The 21385-nt window shown below is 58.9% G+C and carries 17 protein-coding genes and 1 riboswitch; of the genes, 4 read left to right on the forward strand and 13 right to left on the reverse strand.

The annotated features are described in order from the left end of the window. The 10 genes from OXE05_00325 to OXE05_00370 form a co-directional block, all read right to left on the reverse strand. Entirely contained in the window at positions 1 to 1812 is a 1812-nt protein-coding gene (locus OXE05_00325) for an AAA family ATPase (GenBank protein MCY4435763.1), read from the reverse strand. Between the two features lie 165 nt (positions 1813 to 1977). Beyond that, on the reverse strand, positions 1978 to 2376 hold the full coding sequence (locus OXE05_00330) for a hypothetical protein (protein MCY4435764.1): 399 nt from the start codon (positions 2374 to 2376) through the stop codon (positions 1978 to 1980). Positions 2377 to 3278: 902 nt separating this feature from the next. Beyond that, positions 3279 to 5453, reverse strand: coding sequence for a catalase/peroxidase HPI (gene katG / locus OXE05_00335; GenBank protein MCY4435765.1), 2175 nt, complete (start codon positions 5451 to 5453; stop codon positions 3279 to 3281). A gap of 330 nt (positions 5454 to 5783) precedes the next feature. Beyond that, complete coding sequence (locus tag OXE05_00340; protein MCY4435766.1) at positions 5784 to 6857, reverse strand: ABC transporter permease subunit; 1074 nt, start codon at positions 6855 to 6857, stop codon at positions 5784 to 5786. Beyond that, a complete protein-coding gene (locus tag OXE05_00345; GenBank protein ID MCY4435767.1) occupies positions 6854 to 7774 on the reverse strand; it encodes an ABC transporter ATP-binding protein in 921 nt (306 codons plus the stop codon). The genes OXE05_00340 and OXE05_00345 overlap by 4 nt, the downstream gene beginning before the upstream one ends. 440 nt (positions 7775 to 8214) lie before the next feature. Further along, positions 8215 to 9786, reverse strand: a complete 1572-nt coding sequence (locus tag OXE05_00350) for a D-aminoacylase (protein MCY4435768.1) — start codon at positions 9784 to 9786, stop codon at positions 8215 to 8217. Positions 9787 to 9860: 74 nt separating this feature from the next. Next, positions 9861 to 10208, reverse strand: a complete 348-nt coding sequence (locus OXE05_00355) for a nucleotidyltransferase domain-containing protein (protein ID MCY4435769.1) — start codon at positions 10206 to 10208, stop codon at positions 9861 to 9863. Then, on the reverse strand, positions 10205 to 10549 hold the full coding sequence (locus OXE05_00360) for a DUF86 domain-containing protein (protein ID MCY4435770.1): 345 nt from the start codon (positions 10547 to 10549) through the stop codon (positions 10205 to 10207). Before OXE05_00360 ends, OXE05_00355 begins: the two co-directional genes overlap by 4 nt. Before the next feature lie 237 nt (positions 10550 to 10786). Then, on the reverse strand, positions 10787 to 11755 hold the full coding sequence (locus OXE05_00365) for an acetamidase/formamidase family protein (protein ID MCY4435771.1): 969 nt from the start codon (positions 11753 to 11755) through the stop codon (positions 10787 to 10789). A gap of 28 nt (positions 11756 to 11783) precedes the next feature. Continuing rightward, on the reverse strand, positions 11784 to 13484 hold the full coding sequence (locus OXE05_00370) for a thiamine pyrophosphate-binding protein (GenBank protein MCY4435772.1): 1701 nt from the start codon (positions 13482 to 13484) through the stop codon (positions 11784 to 11786). 107 nt (positions 13485 to 13591) lie between these two features. Between OXE05_00370 and rplI the strand changes: the two genes are divergently transcribed. From rplI to OXE05_00390, 4 genes are all read left to right on the forward strand, one after another. Next, the gene (rplI, locus tag OXE05_00375) at positions 13592 to 14044 is read left to right on the forward strand and encodes a 50S ribosomal protein L9 (protein MCY4435773.1); all 453 of its coding nucleotides are present in this window, start codon (positions 13592 to 13594) and stop codon (positions 14042 to 14044) included. Further along, positions 14045 to 15418 carry a replicative DNA helicase gene (gene dnaB, locus OXE05_00380; GenBank protein MCY4435774.1) on the forward strand — a complete coding sequence of 458 codons (1374 nt, stop codon included), beginning with the start codon at positions 14045 to 14047 and terminating at the stop codon, positions 15416 to 15418. Positions 15419 to 16082: 664 nt separating this feature from the next. Further along, a complete protein-coding gene (locus OXE05_00385; GenBank protein ID MCY4435775.1) occupies positions 16083 to 16877 on the forward strand; it encodes a carbon-nitrogen hydrolase family protein in 795 nt (264 codons plus the stop codon). A 63-nt stretch (positions 16878 to 16940) separates the two neighbouring features. Next, positions 16941 to 17213: a HigA family addiction module antitoxin gene (locus tag OXE05_00390; protein ID MCY4435776.1), complete on the forward strand. Its 273-nt coding sequence runs from the start codon at positions 16941 to 16943 to the stop codon at positions 17211 to 17213. A 43-nt stretch (positions 17214 to 17256) separates the two neighbouring features. Here OXE05_00390 and ybeY read toward each other — a convergent pair whose 3' ends face one another. The 3 genes from ybeY to OXE05_00405 form a co-directional block, all read right to left on the reverse strand. After that, the gene (ybeY, locus tag OXE05_00395; protein ID MCY4435777.1) at positions 17257 to 17742 is read right to left on the reverse strand and encodes an rRNA maturation RNase YbeY; all 486 of its coding nucleotides are present in this window, start codon (positions 17740 to 17742) and stop codon (positions 17257 to 17259) included. A 77-nt stretch (positions 17743 to 17819) separates the two neighbouring features. After that, entirely contained in the window at positions 17820 to 18554 is a 735-nt protein-coding gene (locus OXE05_00400; GenBank protein ID MCY4435778.1) for a glycosyltransferase family 2 protein, read from the reverse strand. An 837-nt stretch (positions 18555 to 19391) separates the two neighbouring features. After that, a riboswitch (cyclic di-AMP (ydaO/yuaA leader) is annotated at positions 19392 to 19520 on the reverse strand. Between the two features lie 160 nt (positions 19521 to 19680). Further along, positions 19681 to 21243, reverse strand: a complete 1563-nt coding sequence (locus tag OXE05_00405; protein MCY4435779.1) for an ABC transporter substrate-binding protein — start codon at positions 21241 to 21243, stop codon at positions 19681 to 19683. Positions 21244 to 21385: the final 142 nt, after the last annotated feature.

Below are 21385 nucleotides of genomic sequence, written 5' to 3' on the forward strand. Positions count from 1 at the left end.
CTACACTCCCCCGGAGGCCGCGCGGTACGATTCCGTGACAGGCTCGACAAGGTTGAGAGTGGCTCGAATGCGACTCGCCAGATCGATAACCACAGCAGGTGCTGCCTTACCATTCCGCATTGCTTCACGAGCTATCAACTCTCCAGCCCAGCCTTTGGACTTCTTCAGGAAAGCCAAGTACATTGCGTCCATTGAGGGTCCGTACGGGGCAAGACGAGGCTGGTCGCTGGCCGGGTCGGGTGACAGACGTGGAGAATACTTGTTCGCAACCATCTCAATCTCAGGGCCATACCCGGCATCGAGAAGTAGTTGCTCAAGCTGCTTATTGCCACTTACCACCACCTGCGAATGGCTTGTGGACAGCGGCGTCCCATCTGACCCAATGCACCCATCTATCGCATGTAGCCCGTCAGAATCGTTATCTACGAACGCAATCCAAGGAATCCCACCCAGCGCGTCGAGTCCTTCTACTACCTTCTTCACCCACTCCCTACTCGGGCTTTCCATATCCAGAATGGTCAATCCGAGCCCTGCGATATCTCTTCCGAGCAGTGGGCCAAGCAATTCTGGAAGAGTGATTCGCTCGGCCGCCCCATCCACAAGTACAACCATACGTGCGAAGAACAGCTCGCCGAGTGGACGTGATATGTAGCGCCGAAACACCGCGAGCTTCTTGGCCGTGTCACTTCCCAGCTTGTGGACAGTGGTCCCCTCTTTGGTTGAACGGAGTATTCTCACTGCCTCTAGATCGGTTTCGCCGATCAGCACGCTCGAATGAGTGGCGACTACTACTTGACCAGGAAGGTCCTGAATGAAGCGATACATGGCCGCCTGTGCTTGTGGGTGCAAGTGGGCCTCAGGTTCCTCCAGCAACGTGATTAACTGTGGACGCACTCCTTGATCGACCCCAACCCGAAGCTCGCAAAGCGCGCGGAAAACTCTCAACGCTGCTAGGCTTCGACTGCCTAGCCCCTGTAGACGCATGGGAAGGGCCGGCCTACCACTTCCTGCTCCCACTACAATGTCTACGGAGCGAGCCAAATCCTCTAGGCGTCCCGGAAGCGGTCGTAGCTGGACCTCCTCGACATCGGACTGGCTGTCTTTCATCTTCACCAATTCCGAGGCGAGCTTCCTAAAGGTTGGGCTCGCGTCTTGCAATGAGTGGCCAAGGTCTGAGAGGCTCTCTTCTAGAGTCTTGCGGTCTGCTTCGCTTACCCCAAGGTCCGCTAATACCCGTCCCCAATCGGAGGTGCGACTGAGGACATCGACAGAGAGATCACGGAACGCATCGACCAGATGGGCAGCCAACAACTCAAGGACCTGCGAGGATGGTGCGCGTGTCGTCGCAATCCATGTTTGCGTACTAGCGTCCCATGATAAGTAACTCCGCCTCGTGCTGAGGAAGGAAGACTCCCGACTTTCAACGAGTCTGGTCCGGATGGCAGTCCACTCACCGGGCCCCGGCCCGTTACTGAAATTGCCGTTCAGACGCTGTGCCACGGCCTCAACGAACTCTTTCCCTACGGAACGGATTATCAGATCGATAGTAGCTTCGGTCGATGTGCCTTCGTCGCTCTGGTGGAGATCATCGCGGGTTGCCCTGTGGAAACCACACGCTGTAGCGATCGCGAGCAAGGACGAGGACTTCCCAGCGTTGTTCTCACCGACAAGAAACGTCGCGCCCGATTGGAGGGGAATACGAATGTCGACAATGTTCCTGAAATCCGAAACGTGGACCTCATCAATCATGAGATCGGCACTAGGTGACGTTTGGGCCTGCGGCCCGGCATCTGTGGTATAGGAATCAGTCATCTCAGATCTGTCGAGTCTCGTCTTGGTACGGCATATGCGGCGTTTACGGAGGTCAGGTCACACATTAAGGCCTGTAGGCCATCATCCCGCCACTTTGGGAGTCTAAAGACTTTCACGAAAAACTAAGACTCATAGTAGCATGATGGTCAGGTCTTGGGAGGTCAGTCAAGCACTGAAGCGCTGCCCCATTGTTGAACGGTGCATTTCTTGCCGTGACACGGTCGAACTCAGGCGACAAGCGGACCAAGGACTCCCTGTCGTCGAACATAGTGCTCCATCGAATCCCTGGTCTTCATCTTCCGCATCTTCAATTGCCTGCACGGCGCTGTCGTGTCCCTGAATGTCCAGATGATCGCGCATCGGCTTGCCGTGGGCAGTTAGTCCGTGGAGGATGAGACTGCGCGTCTCGCCAAGGGTAAGGGTATTGCCTTCAATGGCGTTGGAATGGTAATTCGCCTCAAGCCGCAGCTTCTGCTCGACCTGAGCCAGGACGGTTGGCGGCAACGGTCGCAACTCGTCGGGTTCTCTCTTGAGCTTGGAGATGGTTCCAAGTACGTTGACCATCTGACCGGGGCCTATCTCAGTTCAGAGGTTGTTCGTGTTGTGCGCTGAGACGAATTGTTTAAAGCCAGTTGGCGTGCGGGATTTCAGGAAAGCTCAAACACCTCAAAGGCTCTGCTAGCTCATTCCATTATAGAGCTTGACGTTGAGGATTCGATAATGGCGGCGAAGTATATTTGGTGCAAAGGGTGGTAGGTACCGGGATGAGATCTATGGGATTGAGCTCGCGCGAGGGGGTCATCTTGGGTCGCAATGGCCAAGAGAGAAGGCTATTCCAAGGAAGTTCATTCTGATTGGGCTACCGGAGCCAAACGAGGCGAGGCGCAGAGCCTGCCCCATACTCGATACGGGGTTGCAAATCTGTCCTGAGCACTTCGGCAAGCTCAGCACAGGCTCTGTCGAGGGGCCTGCGCTACCGAAGGAAATTCTCCCAGTTGGCCTGAATCAATGGCACGCTTGGACAACTGCCATGCGCGTGGCATGTCTCAGAAACAATCCCCTTTAGGGGAATCTCGAAAACCTGTGACGGACGTCCCAAATCGAGCCTAAAAGGGGAAGGGGTCAACAGGTTGGCGTTGACTAGCCTCTGTGGACATTCAGTGTCATTCCGAGCGCAAGCGTCGAACGGGGTTCGCTGACTTCGTCAAGGACGCTGACTTCGTCACAGGCGCGGAATCTCAAGCGTTTGTACGGGACTGTCTCTCGTTTTGCTCCGCAAAGTGGCAAGGAAAGTGGTTGACAAAGATGATACTTGCGTATGTGATGCACGCCACCTCACGTAGCAGTACGATCCGGTGTCGCGTGAAGATGGATTCCCGTTTTCACGGGAATGACGGCAAAATGTCCACACAACCTAGGTCTTCAAGATGTGCGCAAGAAACCGATCCTCGCAATCACCGGCGACATTACGCCAGGTCGAAGCGATCGAGGTTCATGACCTTATCCCACGCGCTCACGAAGTCGCGGACGAACATCTCTTGCGCGTCGTCGCAGCCGTAGACCTCGGCGTAGGCGCGCAGTTCGGAGTTTGAACCGAAGATCAGGTCCACCCGGGTACCGGTCCACTTGAGTTCGCCGGTCTGGCGGTCGTGTCCCTCGAAGATCTCCTCAGACTCCGCCGACACGTGCCACGCGGTGTCCATGTCGAGCAGGTTCACAAAGAAGTCGTTGGTCAACGCTCCCGGTCGCTCGGTAAAGACGCCGTGCTGCGCTTGGCCGGTGTTCGCATCCAGCACGCGCAAGCCGCCCACGAGCACTGCCATCTCAGGGGCGGTGAGCGTGAGCAAGTAGGCCCGCTCTACCAGGAGTTCCTCCGCCGGTTCGCGATGTTCGGCCTGCAGGTAGTTGCGAAAACCGTCCGCGGTGGGTTCGAGCACGGCGAACGACTCGACGTCGGTCCACTCCTGCGCAGCATCCGTGCGCCCCGGCGCAAAGGGTACCTGTACCTCGTGTCCCGCATTCCTGGCAGCTTGCTCCACGCCGGCGCATCCGGCCAGGACGATCAGGTCGGCCAGGGAGACCCGCTTGCCGTCGGTCTGCCCGCCGTTGAAGTCTGCCTGGACCTGCTCTAGCGTCTGCAGCACTTCTTGAAGCTCGGCCGGGTTGTTGACCGTCCAATCCTTCTGCGGCGCCAGGCGGATGCGCGCCCCGTTAGCGCCGCCGCGCTTGTCGGTGCCGCGGAACGATGAAGCCGACGCCCAGGCGGTCGCGACCATTTGGGAAACGGTTAGACCCGAGGCGAGCACCCGCGCTTTGAGGTCCGCGCTATCCTGCTCGTCGATCAGCGCGTGGTCCACGTCGGGCACAGGGTCTTGCCACAATAGCAGCTCTTCGGGAACCAGGGGCCCCAGATACCGGTTTCGCGGCCCCATGTCGCGGTGGATCAGCTTGAACCATGCCCGCGCAAAGGCGTCTTCCAGTTCCTCTTGACTCTCGAGGAAACGCTTTGCAATTGGCGCGTAATCCGGGTCCACCTTCAGTGAGAGGTCCGTGGTAAGCATCATGGGAGCGTGCATCTTGGCGGGATCGTGCGCATCCGGCACGGTGGCCACCGCAGACGCATTCTTGGGCGTGTACTGCCATTTGCCGGCGGGGCTCTTGGTCAACTCCCAATCGTGTTCGTGCAAGTTCTCAAAGAAATTGTTGTCCCACTTCACCGGGTTATCGGTCCACGCGCCTTCCAAACCGCTGGTGAACGTATCTTCGCCTTTGCCGCTGCCGGCGTCGTTCTTCCAGCCGAGGCCCTGCTCCTCTATGCTCGCTCCCTCGGGCTCGGGACCGACGTTGTCGTCAGCCATTGCGCCATGCGCTTTGCCAAAGGTATGTCCACCGGCAATGAGCGCTACGGTCTCCTCGTCATTCATCGCCATGCGGCTGAAGGTTTGGCGTATGAACTTCGCCGCCGCGAGGGGGTCCGGATTGCCGTTCGGTCCTTCGGGGTTCACGTAGATCAGGCCCATGTGGTCGGCGGCCAGAGGCCCCTCAAGTTCGCCTTCACCGTCGTGCCGCTCGTCGTCGAGCCAAGTTTTCTCAGACCCCCAATACGTCTCGTCGGCTTCCCAGACGTCCGGACGTCCGAAACCGAAGCCAAGAGTCTTGAAACCCATGGATTCAAGGGCGCAGTTGCCGGCATAGATGATGAGGTCCGCCCAGGAGATGCTGCGGCCGTACTTCTGCTTGATCGGCCAGAGCAAGCGGCGCGCCTTGTCCAGGTTCGCGTTGTCGGGCCAGCTATTGAGGGGGGCAAAGCGTTGGTACCCGGCGCCGCCGCCGCCCCGACCGTCGCTGATGCGGTACGTGCCCGCGGCGTGCCACGTCATGCGGATGAAGAGCGGGCCGTAGTGGCCGTAGTCGGCCGGCCACCAGTCTTGCGATGTCGTCATGACCGCATCGATGTCCTGCTTCAATGCAGCCACGTCGAGGCTACTGAACGCCTCCGCGTAATCGAAGTCCTCTTCCATCGGATCGGAATGGGGAGAATCCTGGCGCAGTGCCTTCAGATTCAACTGATTCGGCCACCAGTCTTGGTTGGTACTCACAGTGCCTCTCCTTCCACACGTCAATTGCGCATGGCGCAATATTCTTATACGGGCAAAAGTCACCTATGCGCGCGCCGAATCCCAAAGCCGCTGAATTCTTGCGGCACCACGGTTTCCTGGCAATCAAGCAATCGCGTTCACCGGTCGGGTCTCGTGTCTGCGTCCATCAAATTCTGCGTGTACCCCAAATACGCCCGCCGCCGGCCTCGCAATGACTCCGTGCGCACGCCTCTGTACGTCGCATACTACCATACCGGTACGGTACTGTCTGGCCTAGAAATTATACTGTTAAACTCGTAGGGTCACGACGTGTCGTGACCCTACCCATCGGCAACTCTTGAGCGCGCCGGAGCGCTTTATCACTGTCGCCGGTCAGCCGCCTTTGGCGCCGGTGATGTCCCGCCGCTGGAAGAGCCAGAACGTCAGTACGCCGAAGACGAGCGTATACCCTGCCAGGACGAGAAAGGCGTGGAGGAGTTCCGGCTGCGCCGCGTCGCCGTTATCTCCGATATTTATACTTACCTCGCCGTAACTCGCTTGGAGCACGGTCGTAGCGTTAGTGCTGAGCAAGTACTCGGAGATTCGCTGGAACCATTCAAAGTTGCTGAAAACTGGAATCAGCGTCGTTTCAATCAGGTAGTAGACCACAAATGCGACGATGCCGAGCGCCGTCGAGGAAGTCACCGCCGTAGCGAGCAGCGCCAGCATGACGTAGGGGAGGAAGCTGAAGAGCAGAGTCCCCATCTTGATGGGCACGTCTAGCCATTCTGCCGAGCCCTGCAGCGAATCGCCTTCCAGACCGAAAAACCCGATTAAGACGCTGCTCAGCGCCACGGTGGCGGCGGCCACAATCAAGCCAGCCAGTGTGGCCAGCATGAGCGCGACGAGCTTTGCCGTCAGGAACTGCCAGCGGCCGGTGCCTTTCGTAAGCACCGTGCGCAGCGTGCCCCAGCCGTATTCGGCACCCAGCGCCGCCGCACCTAAGATGCTGACGAGGATAAACAGAGTTCCCTGCAACAGCGTGAAGCCCAAGAGGATGCTATTCGGCAGCAAGACGGCGTTGCTGGTGAACGTGCGGAACTCCTCATAGCCTGCGCATGATTCGCGGAATTCCTCCACACTCGCCAGCGCACTCTCGCGATGCTCGTCAGCGAGCTCTTCGACTCCCGGTGGGATGCGGTCGCCCCGCACGTCCTTGCACGTCCATTCCGCTTCGAAGATCGTTTCCTTGTTCTCGCTTGCGGTCTCGCTTGCAGTCTCGCTTGCAGTCTCGCCTATGCCGATGCCATGCCGCGGCGAGAAGGGTTCGGTGCGGTGCACAACGTAGGCGCCCCAAACCGCAACCTGCATCAGGATCACGACAATTGCCAACAGTATCCACGGCAACAGGCGGCGGCGGAGCTTGTGCCATTCCCAAACACTGAGTCGCAAGACGTGGGCAATCATCTGGCTTCTTCTCCTTCCTCGGCGGCAGTGATTTCCAGGAAGTAGCTTTCCAGCGACTCCTTGCCGGACGACAATTCAGTTACATATATCTCTGCCCGGCTCAGCGCGGCACTCAATTCCGCCGCGCGCTCCGACGGCGCCGTGACCACTACAGTGCCGTTCTCGGTTTTCACGTCATCTACCCACTCCAATGCCGCCAGGACAGCGACCGCCTGGGCATTGTCGGTGGTGCGGAGGCGGACCTGTCCGCGCCCTTTGAGCAGTTCGTCAACCGACCCCTGCGCGATCAGCTTGCCCTTGGAGAGAATCACCACGCTATCGCACACCTGTTCAACCTCGTTGAGCAGGTGACTCGAAAGAAAGACCGTGCGGTCCTTAGTCCCCAGGCTGCGGATTAGTCCGCGCATCTCGGCCATGCCGGCGGGGTCCATGCCGTTGGTGGGCTCATCCAGGAAGAGTAGCTCCGGATCGCCTAAGAGCGCGTAGGCCAGACCCAGTCGCTGCTTCATGCCCAATGAGTACGTGTGGAAGCGGTCATCGGCGCGGTCCGCCAGTCTAACTTGCTCGAGCAGATCATCGAGTTCCGACGCCGTCCCTCGCCCCAAGATGCCCTGGAAATAGGCGAGATTCTGGCGGCCCGTGAGGTACGGATAGAACGTCGGGGTCTCGACGATAGCGCCGACGCGGCGCAGGGCGTCCAGGTTATTGCCCTGCTCGCCAAACAGGCTGAAGCTGCCGGCGGTCGGCCGCGTGAGACCCAGCAGCATGCCCATGGTGGTGGTCTTGCCGGAGCCATTGGGGCCCAGCAATCCAAAGACATGGCCGCGCGGTACCGTCAGCGAAAGATCGTCCACGGCAAGGATGCTGCCGTACCTCTTCGTGAGACCCTCCGTCTGAACGACGGGGTTAGAGTCCATTTGGGTTTCCCTCCACTCGTGTTTGCGTAGATGCGAGAACGCACTTGACTGGACTTACGTCCGATCCAGACTGTAGCGGTTTTGCTACCCTCCTAACCGCATGTTTAGAATTCTATACCTTCGGGAGAGTATAGCGCACCTTTTTGAAGAATGCAATTTATATTGCAGTAACTATCACTATTATTGAGAAAAATAGGCAATTAACTGAGATTATTGTTTCATTGCGCTCAAATCGGAACTTCATGCACGGGCTTGTGTGGGACCGCGTGGTTAGCGTTTACCGCACGTGTGCCACGCGGGTGTCGCCGGTATGCGTCAGCACCGCGGAGTGCACACGAGGGAGGGGAATGGGAATGCGGCGAGAAGCTCGCGGCGCAGATTGCGAGGGATATCGTCAGCGAGGCGAGGCAGCGCTCATAGGACGTCAGTCGGAAATAGAATTACCCTCGCCGGAGCGCCCGGCCCGGACGCGCGCCGGTGGGGGCGCGGTCTGCGATGACGGGTGTACCGTTGACGAGCACGTGTTCGATGCCGTCGGGATATTGCCGTGGGTCGTCGAACGTGGACCGGTCTATGACGGTCGCAGGATCGAAGACTACGATGTCGGCGGCCATGCCGTTGCGGATGATGCCGCGGTCGCTCAGCCCAAAGCGCTGCGCCGGGAAGCCGGTGAAACGCCGGATGGCGTCTTCCAGCGTGAAGAGGCCGAGTTCGCGGGCGTAGTGGCCCAGGAAGCGAGGGTAGGTGCCGTAGGCGCGGGGATGGGGAGAACTGCCCATCATGATGGCGTCGGTGGAGCCCATGTGGGCGGGATGCTGGATAATCGCCTGCACGTCGGCCTCGTTGCCAAAGTGGAACGTAAAGCCGATCTCCAGCGCGGTCTCATCGAGGAGCCGCAGCAGGAGCGCGTCGGGCGCTTCGCCGACCTCGTCGGCCACGTCCGCCAGGCGGCGGCCTTCCCATTCCCGGTAGCGCTCCAGCCCGATGTGCGTAATCTGCATGCGGGCGTAGAAGTCGCGCTCACGGCCCTCGATTTCGTCGAGGATTTGCGCCATGACGTTGGGCGAGCGGACACGCTTCAACATGGCATTCGGTCCATCCGCGCCCATCCACAGCGGCAGCACGAACATGCCGGTTGTCGAGCCGGCGGGATAGCAATACGCATCGTAGGTAACGTCCAGACCTTCGGCGCGGGCCGCATCCACCAGCGCCAGCCGCTGGCTGCTCAATCCCCAGGTATGGACGCCGGAGATGAGGTAGTGGGCGATGTGCACCTGAATGTCGGCCTGGCGGGCAACGTCGAGTGTTTCATGCACCGGATCAAGGAACTGGTCGCCGAGGTGGTAGCGCATGTGCGTGTTGTACACGCCGCCGTAGGCGGCAACGGCCTGGCTGATGGCGACGAGTTCTTCCAGCCCGCAGAACACGTGCGGGTGGTACGAGAGGCCGGTGGCAAAGCCCACGCAGCCCTGCTCCATGGCTTCCGCCGCCAGACGCGCCATCTGATTGAGGTCATCCTCGTGAGCGGGGGAATTCTCCCAGCCAAGCACGGCCAACCGCAGCGCATTATGCGGCACTTGAAAGGCCACGTTGACGGCAACTTTGCCGTCGAAGCGGTCCAAGTACTCGGGAATGGTCCGCCAAGGCTCTACGTCCTGGGGCAAATCGCCATTGATGGCATGGTAAAGCTGTGTGGTCTCGCGCAAGTGCTTGCGCGACATGGGCGCGTAGCCGATACCGTCGGAGCCGAGAATCTCGGTGGTGATGCCCTGCGCGACTTTGGGGGTGTGGTCCGGTTCGCGCAGGAGGATCAGATCGGAGTGATTGTGGACATCGATGAAGCCGGGGCAGACGATTTTGTCGTGGGCATCGATCTCGGACTCTGCGGTAGAAGAATCCAAGCGTCCGACGGCGGTAATGCGGCCTTGGCTAATTCCCACATCGGCACGGAACCACGGGTTGCCCAGCCCGTCGATGACACGGCCGTTGCGAATGAGTAGGTCAAAGGACATGGTCTATGCTTTGCATGGGAAGGACAAACGAAGTTGGTTTACCGCCACTCGCACTGGAGACCTCCGGTACTGCACTACGCCTGCGAGAGTGCCTTCTCTGCCTCCGGCTCCATCTCGTGCAAACCTTCGAGAAAAACCGCGTCCCGCATCACCAAGTCGCGGGAGAAAGACTTTAGGCCACTCTCGGTTATGACATCTACCTTGCGTTGGAAATGGTCCCTCAGAAAGTATTGGAGTCCGAAGAGGTTCGCGGCATTTTCGTCGGAACTCGCAAAATCCACAATGATGTCAATATCGCTGTCGTCGCGAGCCGTGTTGCGCGATACGGAGCCAAATACCCCGATGCGCCGCACGCGGAAAGAGAGCAGCGTCGTGCGGACTTTGAAGAGTTCGGCAAGCACGAATTCTCGAGTTGGGATCATGGTGCGCCCAATAGTTGCTCAAGTTGTGCGACAAGACGAGGCACATGTTTGACGGCAGTGTTCCACACGGTCCGGTCACTGGTAGTCATGTATCCATGGATAAGGTGGTTGCGCATATCGGCAATTTGCCGCCAGGGAATCTCTGGGAGCTGCGCTTTGAGGCCGTCTGAGACATGGTGCGCCGCCTCTCCAGTAATCTCGATGAACCGTTCTGTGGCGGCGCGCAATCCAAAACTCTCCGCAGCAGTGTATTGCTCCAGAGAGATACCGGAGACCAAGGCTACCGCCTTTCTCGATGCATCGAGCATGTGATGCAAGCGTACCCGATCCTCATCGGTCATCCTGTGAGCCCCATTCTTACCCTTCGTCACCAAAGCACCATACCCCACTCCCTTAACTTAAGAATACCATCAGGCGGCACGATACGCTGCCTAGACGAAAGGATACTGCGTGTTCAACACGTTTTCTAGTGGTAGGTAGAGGCAATGGTAGCGTCGGTTCGCAACCTGCGCCGTTTGCACGCGCCACCGGACAACGTCACGCGCGCAAATGTCCGTCATTGCAAAACTGTTAAACTGCTACGGCAAATACTGCTTCGGGAACTTCGCAACCACGGTGAAATTCGGGTCGACGACGTTGCCGACGCGGGTGCGGCCCACCTGGGAAACTACTTGAAAAGCGTCCCACAGATCGAACCCGTAGTCGCTGGCAAGCCAGCGGATCAGTTCCACGTGGGCAATCTTATAGGCGTCCATAAGCGGACGCGCGTTGGCCGCGACCATGATCCACTCGTCGTTCTCAAAGCGCGGCCAGTGTATCGGGCCACCGCTCTTGATGACCTCGACCTCCACCTCCACTTCCGCCGTTGTCTCCAGCGCCACGCCGCAGAGTTCGCCGTCGCCTTGGGCGGCGTGCACGTCGGCAAATTGCAGGTATGCGCCCTTCACGAATACCGGCAGATAGACGGTCGTGCCAGGCCCGGTCTCCACGCAATCCATGTTGCCGCCGTGGTGGGCGGATGAGAGCGTGCTGATGTGCTCCCCGAAGCGCGGAGCCACGCCGATGCAGCCCAGGAATGGCTGGCACGGGATGGTGATGCTGCCGAGTTTGCTCTCCGGCAAGTCCAGCGTCGCCATCTGGCTTTCGAGGTCGATATCCCAGTGGTAGTACTTCTGCGGCAGCGGCTCGTTGAGACCGGTCGGCCCGCCGGGATAGTCCTCCACCCCCAGGTTCCCAAACCCGGGATTGAAACGCGAAAAGGCCCAGTCGCGGTTCAGGTCTACCCGCAGGATGCGGACACGCAAGACGTCGCCCACTGCGGCCTCTTCCACGTAGTAGGGGCCGACCTGCGGGTTGGCCTGGCGGAACTCAGTGTCGGCGCGGGAATAGCGCAGCTCCTCCGGCAACTGCTCGCCATTGCTGTCCCAATGACCGGCATCCACCGTCTTGGCGATAACGCGGTCGCCAGAGTTTATACGCAGCGCCGGTTCGTGCGGGGCAAACGTATAGTAATAGATGTTCGGTTCGTGTCGGTGTACGGTAGCCATGCGACGCTCCTTTCATTGAATGTGCGGGTTAGCCGCCCATGTGTCGATACTCGTCTACATTTACCTCCACTGCTACGAGCGCAGGCTGGTCTTGCGCCAGAGCTTCCTGGAGTTCGGCGGCGCACTCGTCTTCTCGCTGAATGTGGAATGCAGTCAAGCCGAACGCGGCGGCAAGCTGCATGTAGTCAGTGAATCCAAAGTCATTCTCGATGCCTGCGTATCCCCGCTCTTCCGACTTCATGCGAATCAAGGCCAACGTGGAGTCGACGAAGACGACAATGACGAACGGCGAGCTGCTCTCAGGCGCCAGGCGCTTCACGGTCTCCAGTTCACCGGCATACATGAGCAAACCACCGTCGCCGGTGACGCAGACCACCGGACGCTCAGGGTCGCAGAGCCTGGCGGCCAAAGCCGCCGGCACACCAAAGCCCATGGTCGAAAGGCCGTTGGAGACGAGGAATGTCTGGGGCTGCGTGCTCTGCCACATTTGGCACGCGAGCAGTTTGTGCGATCCGACGTCGCAGGCAAAGACCGTTTCCGGCGGCGTCAATGCGCGGAGCGTCGAGAGCAGGACTTGTGGGGGCACGCCCGTTTCGCCGCCCGTGCGTTTTGGCGCCAAGCGCTGCCGGATCTTCTCGCGGCAGGCTGCCGCCGCGCGCGCCCCCCAGTCTCCCTGATGGGAGAGTTCGGGCGTGAGCATGCGCACGGTGGAGTCTAAATCGCCAACGAGCACGTAGTCTGCCGCAAAAGCTGAATCGACCTCAGTATGTGGGTGGATGGCAATCGTGGTCGCCTCTGTCTGCCAGGGATGGATAAAATCGGAACCGTCCAAACCGACCGCCAGGATGCAATCGGCCTGATCGAGGAATTCATCAACGATGGCATAGCCGTATACGCTGTGAATCCCGGCAAACAACGGGTGGTCCTCAGGAAAGACACCCTTGCTCATGGGCATATTGATCACCGGCGCGCCCCATTGCTCTGCCAGCGCGACAATAGATTCTTGACTGAGACGATGGTTGGTTTCCAGTCCCAGGACTACCACCGGCGCGTCGCAGGTCGTGAGACGCGCGAGCGCGGTATGCGGCAACGGCGCGGCGTCCAAGACACCGAGAGGGCGTGCCGAGGCGTGTAGAGGCATTGCGGCCAGGGGCTGGCGCGCCACGGCAGCCGGTAGCGCGAGATGCACCGGACCGGGACGCCCTTGCGCCGCCACGGCCCACGCATAGGCCAGCGCATCCGCCACGTTGGCGGGGGTCAGGCGCACGTTCCATTTGGTGATGGGCCGCAGAAGCTCCAGCAACGGCGCATTCTGATGCGTAGCAAACTCCACGGTAGGGTCTTCAAAGTCAGCGGTGATCACGATGACCGGAAGCCGTGCCAGATACGCGTCGGCAACGGCATTGATCATATTCGTAGCGCCGGGTCCCAGGGTGGTGAGTAAGACCGATGGAACGCCGGTCACAAAGGCGGTGTTTTGCGCCAAGAAAGCGGCGGTATTTTCGTGGTGGACGAGCTGGAATTCTACGTGTTCAGCGTAGCAGGCGTTGATGAGATCGACGTTCTCACCGCCGGTGACGCCCCAGAAGCGTTGAATGCCCTGCTGACGGAGAAATCTGGCAATATACGCCGCGACCGTGAGTTCTGAATTCTGTTGGGCTGCAGCCATGAGGGTACGTGAAATGGTGTTAGGATAGTGAGTGAGTTCTCTCCCTAGCTTGCGCGTCACTATGCACCTTGTCAACTTGCCTCTGCGAGCGCGCAAGTCACTTGAGACATGCCGCACGAGTCAGTAGTATAGCCCTACAACCTCAGAGAGTTTAAGGAGTTCAATCTATGCGTGTCGTCTTGCTAAAGAACGTGCCGGACCTTGGTCAGGCTGGCGAAGTGAAGGATGTTGCCGACGGTCACGCGCGCAATTTCCTCATCCCGCGCGGCTTTGCCCAAAAGGCAACCAAGGGCTCCGAGCGCTTGTGGGAGGATCAACAGGCCGCCACGGTGCGGCGCGCGGCGACGGAACGGCAGGAGGCCGCGGAGACTGCAGCCAAGCTCAGCGGCTCGACCATCGTCGTCACCGCGCGCGCCGGTGAACAAGATCGCCTGTACGGCTCGGTCACCAGTCAGCAGATTGCCGAGGCAATCAAGGAACAGACGGAAATCGAGATCGATCGGCATGCGCTTGAATTGGAGCAGCCAATTCGTGACCTCGGTACCTTTACGGTTTCGATCAAGCTCGGACACGCCATAGAAGCGGCGATCTCAGTGGAAGTGCAAAAAGAGGAAGTGTAAGTGGCGTCCGACTTCATCGCCAACTCCAGTACCGGACGCCTGCCGCCGCAAAACATCGAGGCCGAACAAGCGGTATTGGGCAGCATGCTCATCGATCCCGAGGCCATAGAGCGTGTGGCACAGTTCTTGCAGCCTGAAGACTTCTACCGGGAAGCGCACCAACACATCTACCGGGCAGGACTTACCCTGTACGAGCGCCGGGAGCCGACGGATTTTGTGACTATCTGCGATGAGTTGAACCGCAATTCTCTCATCGAGGAAGTCGGCAACGAGACTTACGTGGCATCCCTTGCCAACGTCACCCCGACGTCGGTGCACGCGGAACATTACGGGCACATCGTCGAGCGGCACGCGGTGATGCGGCGTATCATCAGCGCCGCCGCCGAGGTCGCGGCGATTGGGTACGACATGCAGCTTGACGTCGAAGATGCCATGGACAAGGTTGAGCAGGTGCTCTTCAGTCTCGCCCGTCACGCCGCAGACCAAGACTTCGTGCACATTCGCCCCATAGTGGATGAGTATTGGAAAAAGCTGGTAGGTGCGCGTCAAGGCGAGCAACCGGCGCCCGGCATCCGGTCGGGCTTCCTCGAGCTAGACCGGATCACTGCTGGCCTTCAGCGCTCTGACTTGGTCATAATTGCCGGGCGACCATCTACCGGCAAGACAACCTTGGCGCTAAACATCGCCAGCAAACTCGCTATCATAGAACCACGTGTACCTGTGGGCATCTTTAGCCTGGAGATGTCGGCCGAACAGCTCGCTCAGCGATTCCTCTGCATGCTTGGCCGTGTCGACTCTCACCGTCTCCGTTTGGGCGAGCTGACCGACAGAGAATGGGAGAACCTGACCGGCACGGTTGGAGCTTTGACCGAGGCGCCGATTTACGTTGACGACAGCGGCTTTCTCAACTCCATGGACCTGCGCACGAAAGCGCGGCGACTTCAAGCGAGAGCAAACATCGGCCTGCTCATCGTGGATTACCTGCAACTCATCCAAGGCCGCCGCGGCGGCGAAAACCGCGTACAGGAAATCTCCGAGATTTCGCGCTCGCTTAAGGCGCTCGCGCGCGAACTAGATATTCCCGTGATCGCAATTTCACAACTTTCCCGTGCCGTGGAGCAGCGGGAGAATCACCGCCCCATGCTCTCCGACCTGCGCGAATCAGGGGCATTAGAGCAAGATGCAGACCTAGTGATGTTCGTTTACCGCGACGAGATGTATGACGAAGACTCGCCACGCAAGGGCGAGGCGGACATCATCCTGGCCAAACACCGTAACGGGCCTACGGGAACGGTGACTCTAAAGTTCCTTAACCAGTATTTCGCGTTTGAAGATAAGCAGGAGTCCCAACAGACGAACGGCGCGCCGTTCTAACGGGCATTCTGGTTGCGATTGGGTGGATCGTGCGGGTGGAATTGGCAAGGTGCGTTTTCCTTGCGTGTGCCGCATAGGCCCGTGCGAATCAGGGCCCGTGCGCAGCCATTGTCATCTTGCACATTGCAGTGCCCCCCAACTGCAAAGAAATGAAAGACCGGAAACGGTAGCTTCTGGCTTACCTGCTCCGTTGTGCTGAAGTACCTGTCATTCCTGTAAGTGTTGACTAATTCGTTGACAGATTTGAGAACAAAAGCAACCCTTCGCAGTGTTAGACATGACTAGTACACATGTCATTCCGAACGAAGCGCAGCGAAGAGAGGAATCTAGTGTGCTGAAGCCGTTAAAGTGCGTTGAGAAGGGACCCTAGATTCCTCGCTCCGCTCGGAATGACATGCACCGTCAACTCCTCATAGTGGATAGCGGATTCTGTCAACGAATTACTCAACACATACAATTCCGAACGGAGCGCAGCGGATTGTCGCTTTTAGCGCGGAATCTAGAGTGCTGAAGCCAATGAACTGTGTATAGGTGTAAAGCATGGTCCCGAGATTCCGCGAATACGGTTCGATACTGGGCTGCGCCCCATCGGCTGCGCGCTACGTCTCACAAGCCGCATACTTAGTCCTATAACTGCTACCTATCTGAACGATAGTGCACTCATATGAATACGATCCGCATCGGTCTGGCGCCATTGAGACAACCGGACTCCGTGCTGCACGGCGCCGAGAAAATCGACGTCGTCCTCGCCAGGTGCGCCACTGAACAGGTTGCCATCGTGTGCTTCCCGGAAGCTTATCTGCCCGGACTGCGCGGGGCGAGCTTCGATCTGCCGCCGGTAGACCAAGCCGTGATGGAGGCAGCGCTCAAGCGCCTGCGCCAGTCCTGTAGGACCCACCGTGTTGCCGCTATTGTCGGATTGGAATGGGTGAGCGAACTGGGGCTGGAAAACCGCGCCGTGGTGATATCCGCAGCCGGGCGGCTGCTGGGCTACCAAACGAAGAACCAGATTACGCCGGGCGGAGAATCGAGAAACTACGTGCCGGACGGGAAGCGGCGGGTCTTTCGTACCGCAGGAGCGGTCTTCGGCATCACGATCTGCCATGAGGGCTGGCGGTACCCGGAAACCGTACGCTGGCCCGCCGTGCGCGGTGCGCGCATTGTGTTTCAACCCCAGGTTACCGGCAGCGACAGGCAGGGCAATGTGCTTACGACATGGGGGGAGTCCTTCTACGAAAAGGCCATGCAGTGCCGTGCCGGAGAGAACGGCATCTACTTTGCCAGTGTCAACCAGGCGATGCGCTATCAGAACTCAGCCACAAGCCTCATCGACCCCAAGGGCAACCTCATGGCATCCGTTCCCTACGGCAAGGAAGACCTGCTCATCGCCGACCTGGACTTGTCCGAAGCCACGCGCTTCTACGCCCGCCGATACAATCCTGACTGGTATCCGCCGTAGCTTTGGCGATGCGGCTAAAGTGATTTACTCGCAGTTTACTATTACTGAACAAGGGTAAGGAAGATGAACACGCCAGCCAATCAATACAGTCCAGACTATGTGGTTTCGCCGGGCTGGGTACTGGAAGAATACCTTGAGACACGGGGCATTTCGCAGTCTGAACTTGCCCGGCGGTGCGGCTGCTCGCCCAAGCTTATCAGCGCGATAGTCGCCGGTGCAGCCCCTATTGGTCCCGAAACTGCACTTCAATTTGAAAAGGCGCTCGGCCTCACTGCGGCCATATGGCTCGGTATTGAGTCTGACTATCGGCACCACCAAGAGCAAGCGGTCGAGTAGTTTGCTCTTGCCCACCACCGGCGCGTGAGATCAAAGCTCACGTTTACGCTGGGCTGGTAGAACGCGGCAGGCCGGCTGAGTTGAGAATGGCCTCTTCCCGCGCGCGCATCTTCGTATAGGCGGCATCTTGGTCATGCGTGTGCCCGAGCAGATGCAGGAAGCCGTGGACGAACAGGTAGGCGAGTTCACGCTCCTCGCTGTGGCCGTATTCTGCCGCCTGGGTCTTCACCCGCGCCAATGAAATCGCGATGTCACCCAAGTATTCGCAATTCTCCGGCGGTAGCGCAGGTTTGCAACCTGCGTCCGGGGACCGCGTATCGCGGTGGGCAAATGAGAGCACGTCTGTAGGCGCATCCTTGCCGCGGTAGGTACGGTTGAGTTCCTGAAGGCGCGCGTCGCTCGTTAGCAATACCGTGACTTCGACCGACGCAGCGGTGCACGTAGCAACGCGAGCCGCGGTGAGCAGACGCTTGAGCAGCGCCGCTATGTCCGGACGTTCTTCCACATCTTCCCAGAGGATTGTCAACATCGCACGTACATTCATCCATCGGGGAAAGTGGTAGAGACACTGATGAAGTTTCCCCTTCTCGGGAAAGTGCCCGCGTGTTAGTTCCGTGTTGGTCGCGGTTCCCTTAAGAGGCGCCATCGCAACCGCAGCACCTCTCGCATGGCGCGCAGGATAACGCGGAGGCTGCCGCCGGTATTCTCGCCGGCGTGGCGCGGCAAGTGGCTGATCGAAACTTCGCCGACACCGAAACCGGCGCGCTTGGCTTGGACAAGAAACTCGGTGTTGAAGACCGCGCCTGCCGCCTTGATGTCAAGCGTCTCCACCACCTCACGCCGAAAGATCTTGGAACCGCAGTCCACATCATGCACCACAAAGCCAAAGAGGATTCGATTGAGTACATTCCAAAGCAGTGCGAACAACAGGCGGTGAGAAGGGTCTTGGCGCTGCACGCGGTGGCCGACCACCACGTCGTAGGTATCCAGGGCCTTGAGCATGGGCACAATATCGGCCGTGCGATATTGTGTGTCGGCGTCGCGCCAGCCGACAATCTCCCATTGTGCAGCCTTGAGGCCCGCCCAAATCGCGGAACCATAGCCGCGAATAGGTTGGTGGATCAGCCGGACGCGGGCATTCGCAGATTGAATCTGTCGTACGATCTCCGCGGTATTGTCGGTACTGTCGTTGTCAACGACGATGACCTCATAGTCTTGGGCTACCCGCTGTAGGGTCTGCACACAGTCGTCAACCGTAGCCGCAATATTGTCTGCCTCATTCAGTGCAGGCAGCACGAGGGAGACGGTCAGGGAAGGTTGCTGCGGTGTCTTCATTGACATATGCGGGCGTTGCTTCGCTTCCTTATCTTGGTAGGCGCCGAGACTACTTGATGCGACTCGTTGAGTCTTCGCTGCCAGGCTCGTTGGCAGTAGACCCATCTCATCCGACAACACCGGCTGGCGTTCAACTAAACGTCTCGCCGTAATGGCGACGGTTTGCGCACGTTGCCGGTTTGCAATGACTATCGTGCGCTTTAACGACCGTCAGGCCTTCTTTGCGCCCGGAACCCAGGGTGCGACCAACTCGCGGCGCGGCAGGAGGTCTTAAATACAGTATAAGCCGAACTGGGCCTCGTGACACAGGTGAAGCGCCCCGTCCCCCAACATGCCGCCAAACCGACACTCATCTTGGCACCGCGAGGCGCTAGTGCTTGCAGGTCCTGGCATATCAGGCCGGCCACGACAGACTCCGGTCGCATGCCGGCGAGCCTCATGACGCTCGTGAGAACGTCAAAGACTACAGAAGTCTGCCGTGGGCCGCTTGGCCGCATCAGTCGTCTTACACGAATCAAGACTGAGATACTCGCGGTACATGCGCCTCTTGCAAGCCCGCGCCTGCTGCAAGACTCACCTTGCGTCGATGGCTGCCCCGGGCATTAAACCGACACCGGCCCTTGGGGGAAAGGGCCGGTGTGGGGTGGTGCGAACAGGAGGAGCATTCAGGAGGCAAGCAAGTTTAGTGAACCATCTGGACATGAATCCCTCGGAATCCGTAGTTGGCACTGGGCGTGGGTGAGTGGCAGTACACCTGGAGCGACGTTACCGTTCCGAGAAGAGAAGGGTGCAGTATGTGTGCGTCCACTTAACGACAAAAGAGCTTCCTCGGCTTTGCCAGCCTAAAGCTCTTCCTATCGCCTACGAGGTTAGCTGTCGGGTTAGGGTGGAAAGAGTCACCCTCCGCACGACTGCGGTTCACCCCAATTGCCGGGTCCCCCGCTCCATTTAAGGATTTGGCGCATTACTACGGTAAATTCACCGTACCACAACAGTTTTTGGTGCGCAAGAGTTTGAATGCATAATCTTCAGATTTTCCGTGTGCAACTCTGTGATTGAACAGCCGGCGGAGTCAAGACCGCAGATACCAATTGCCGAGTCTTCTCTTCACAGATGCAACGAGTCTCCGCGGCTAGGAATCCAGGTAGACTCGATTCAGCCATGGTCGCGCCGTAGCGGAGAGTTGCACGTCACGCACCCAAGGCTTGATGAGTACACATTGCTTGCCGTGCCACAGCGGTGTCACGGGCGCATCCAACGCAATGCGCTGTTCGATCTCTCCGATCGTCGTTCTTCTCCGGCCTTTGTCTTGCTCTCCCCGTGCTTGGAGCAGGAGTGCGTCAACTTCCGAGCTGCGGTAGCCACTGTAATTCGTCAGACTTGTCGAGCGAAAGAGCGGATCGAGGAGAGCTTGCGGATCAGGATAGTCGGCTTGCCGCGTGAATAGGAAGAGCTGATAGGGATTCTCACGGGTTTCAAGGTTGCCGGCGAATGTGGCCCAGGGCTCGCGCTGGATGCGGACTCGTATGCCGAGATGCTCCTGAAACATATTGATCAGCGCCGTCATGGTAGGCGGCGTCGGGCCGCGCGTGCCCGGTACGGTAAACGTGACCTCCGGCAGGTTGCTGGCATCGCGATACCGGGACTCCGCCAGCGCCTGCCTCGCCTTGAAAATGTCAAAATCCACGGTTTCAGCGTCGCCGTTGTGCGCCAGCGAAGGTGGGAGGAGCGAAGTTGCCTTGCCCACGGTATTGGAGAATACTTGCTCAACGATGGCCGCGCGGTCAATGGCAAAGGCAAATGCCTGACGCACGCCCTCGTCATCGAAGGGCGGAATGCGGTTGTTCATGGCGAGAAACGTCATCTCGAGAGCATCGTGGATAACCAAGTCTTTATGTAAAGGATTATTCCTATCAAGCACTGCCGCAATGTCGTTCGCGTCAACGTACAGAATGTCCAGGGAATCGTCAGCATAGCCGCTCAGGGATTGCGCACCAACCCTACCGGTGATCTCAATCCGATCCAGCAGCGGCTCAAAACCATAGAAGCCTTCACTCCGTGCCAAGGTCAATAATTCGCCGGGAATCCAATCTACAACAGCAAACGGGCCGCTGCCCTGTGGCGATGCACCGTTCCCTATCCCAGAGGGCGCCTGGACATACGTGGTCGGGTGCGTGAGTTTTGTGGGGAATGTAAGATCGGGCTCGATGAGGTCAATTTCGAGCGTGCGCGCATTGACGACGCGTACACCGCTTATGTCCTGGGCGACTTCATTGCGGTACTGAGCAAAACCCACAATATTGCCGAGGAATAGTCGCGCCCGCGGCGACTCGAAGCGAGGATCAAGGAGGTGCTCCCACGTATCCTTGATGTGAGCGGCAACGAGTTGCTCTCCATCGTGAAAGCGGAGACCCGGACGCAGAGGAAATTGATACGTGCGGCCATCTGCTGACATCGACCAACGCTGCGCGAGGTCAGGGATTGGATCCCCTTCAGCATTCAGCGCAACCAGTCCGCTGTACACGTGGGCCGCTAACTGGGCGTCGAGATCGGATTGCAGCGTCGCCGGGTCAAGCTCGTTCGGCAGTGGCATTTGGATGCGCAATGTCCCGCCGGACTTATCGTCACCACAGCCAGTGAGCAAAGGTGTCAGAAACCCCGCAAGAATGCTTGCGAGCACCGTGCGGCGTTGCACTAAACAATTCTCCTCGCAGGAGCGCATCTCAGCCACCGTGGCGCTCCTTGGTTTCGTGATGTCATGGGCAATTCTCTCTCAATAGGCATGCTCGGTCTTCTCCTCTGCACGCAATGGCTTCCCGCAATTTATTTGAGTCCAG

It is taken from the genome of Chloroflexota bacterium (genome assembly GCA_026710945.1).
In the GTDB taxonomy this organism is placed as follows: Bacteria; Chloroflexota; UBA11872; order VXOZ01; family VXOZ01; genus VXOZ01.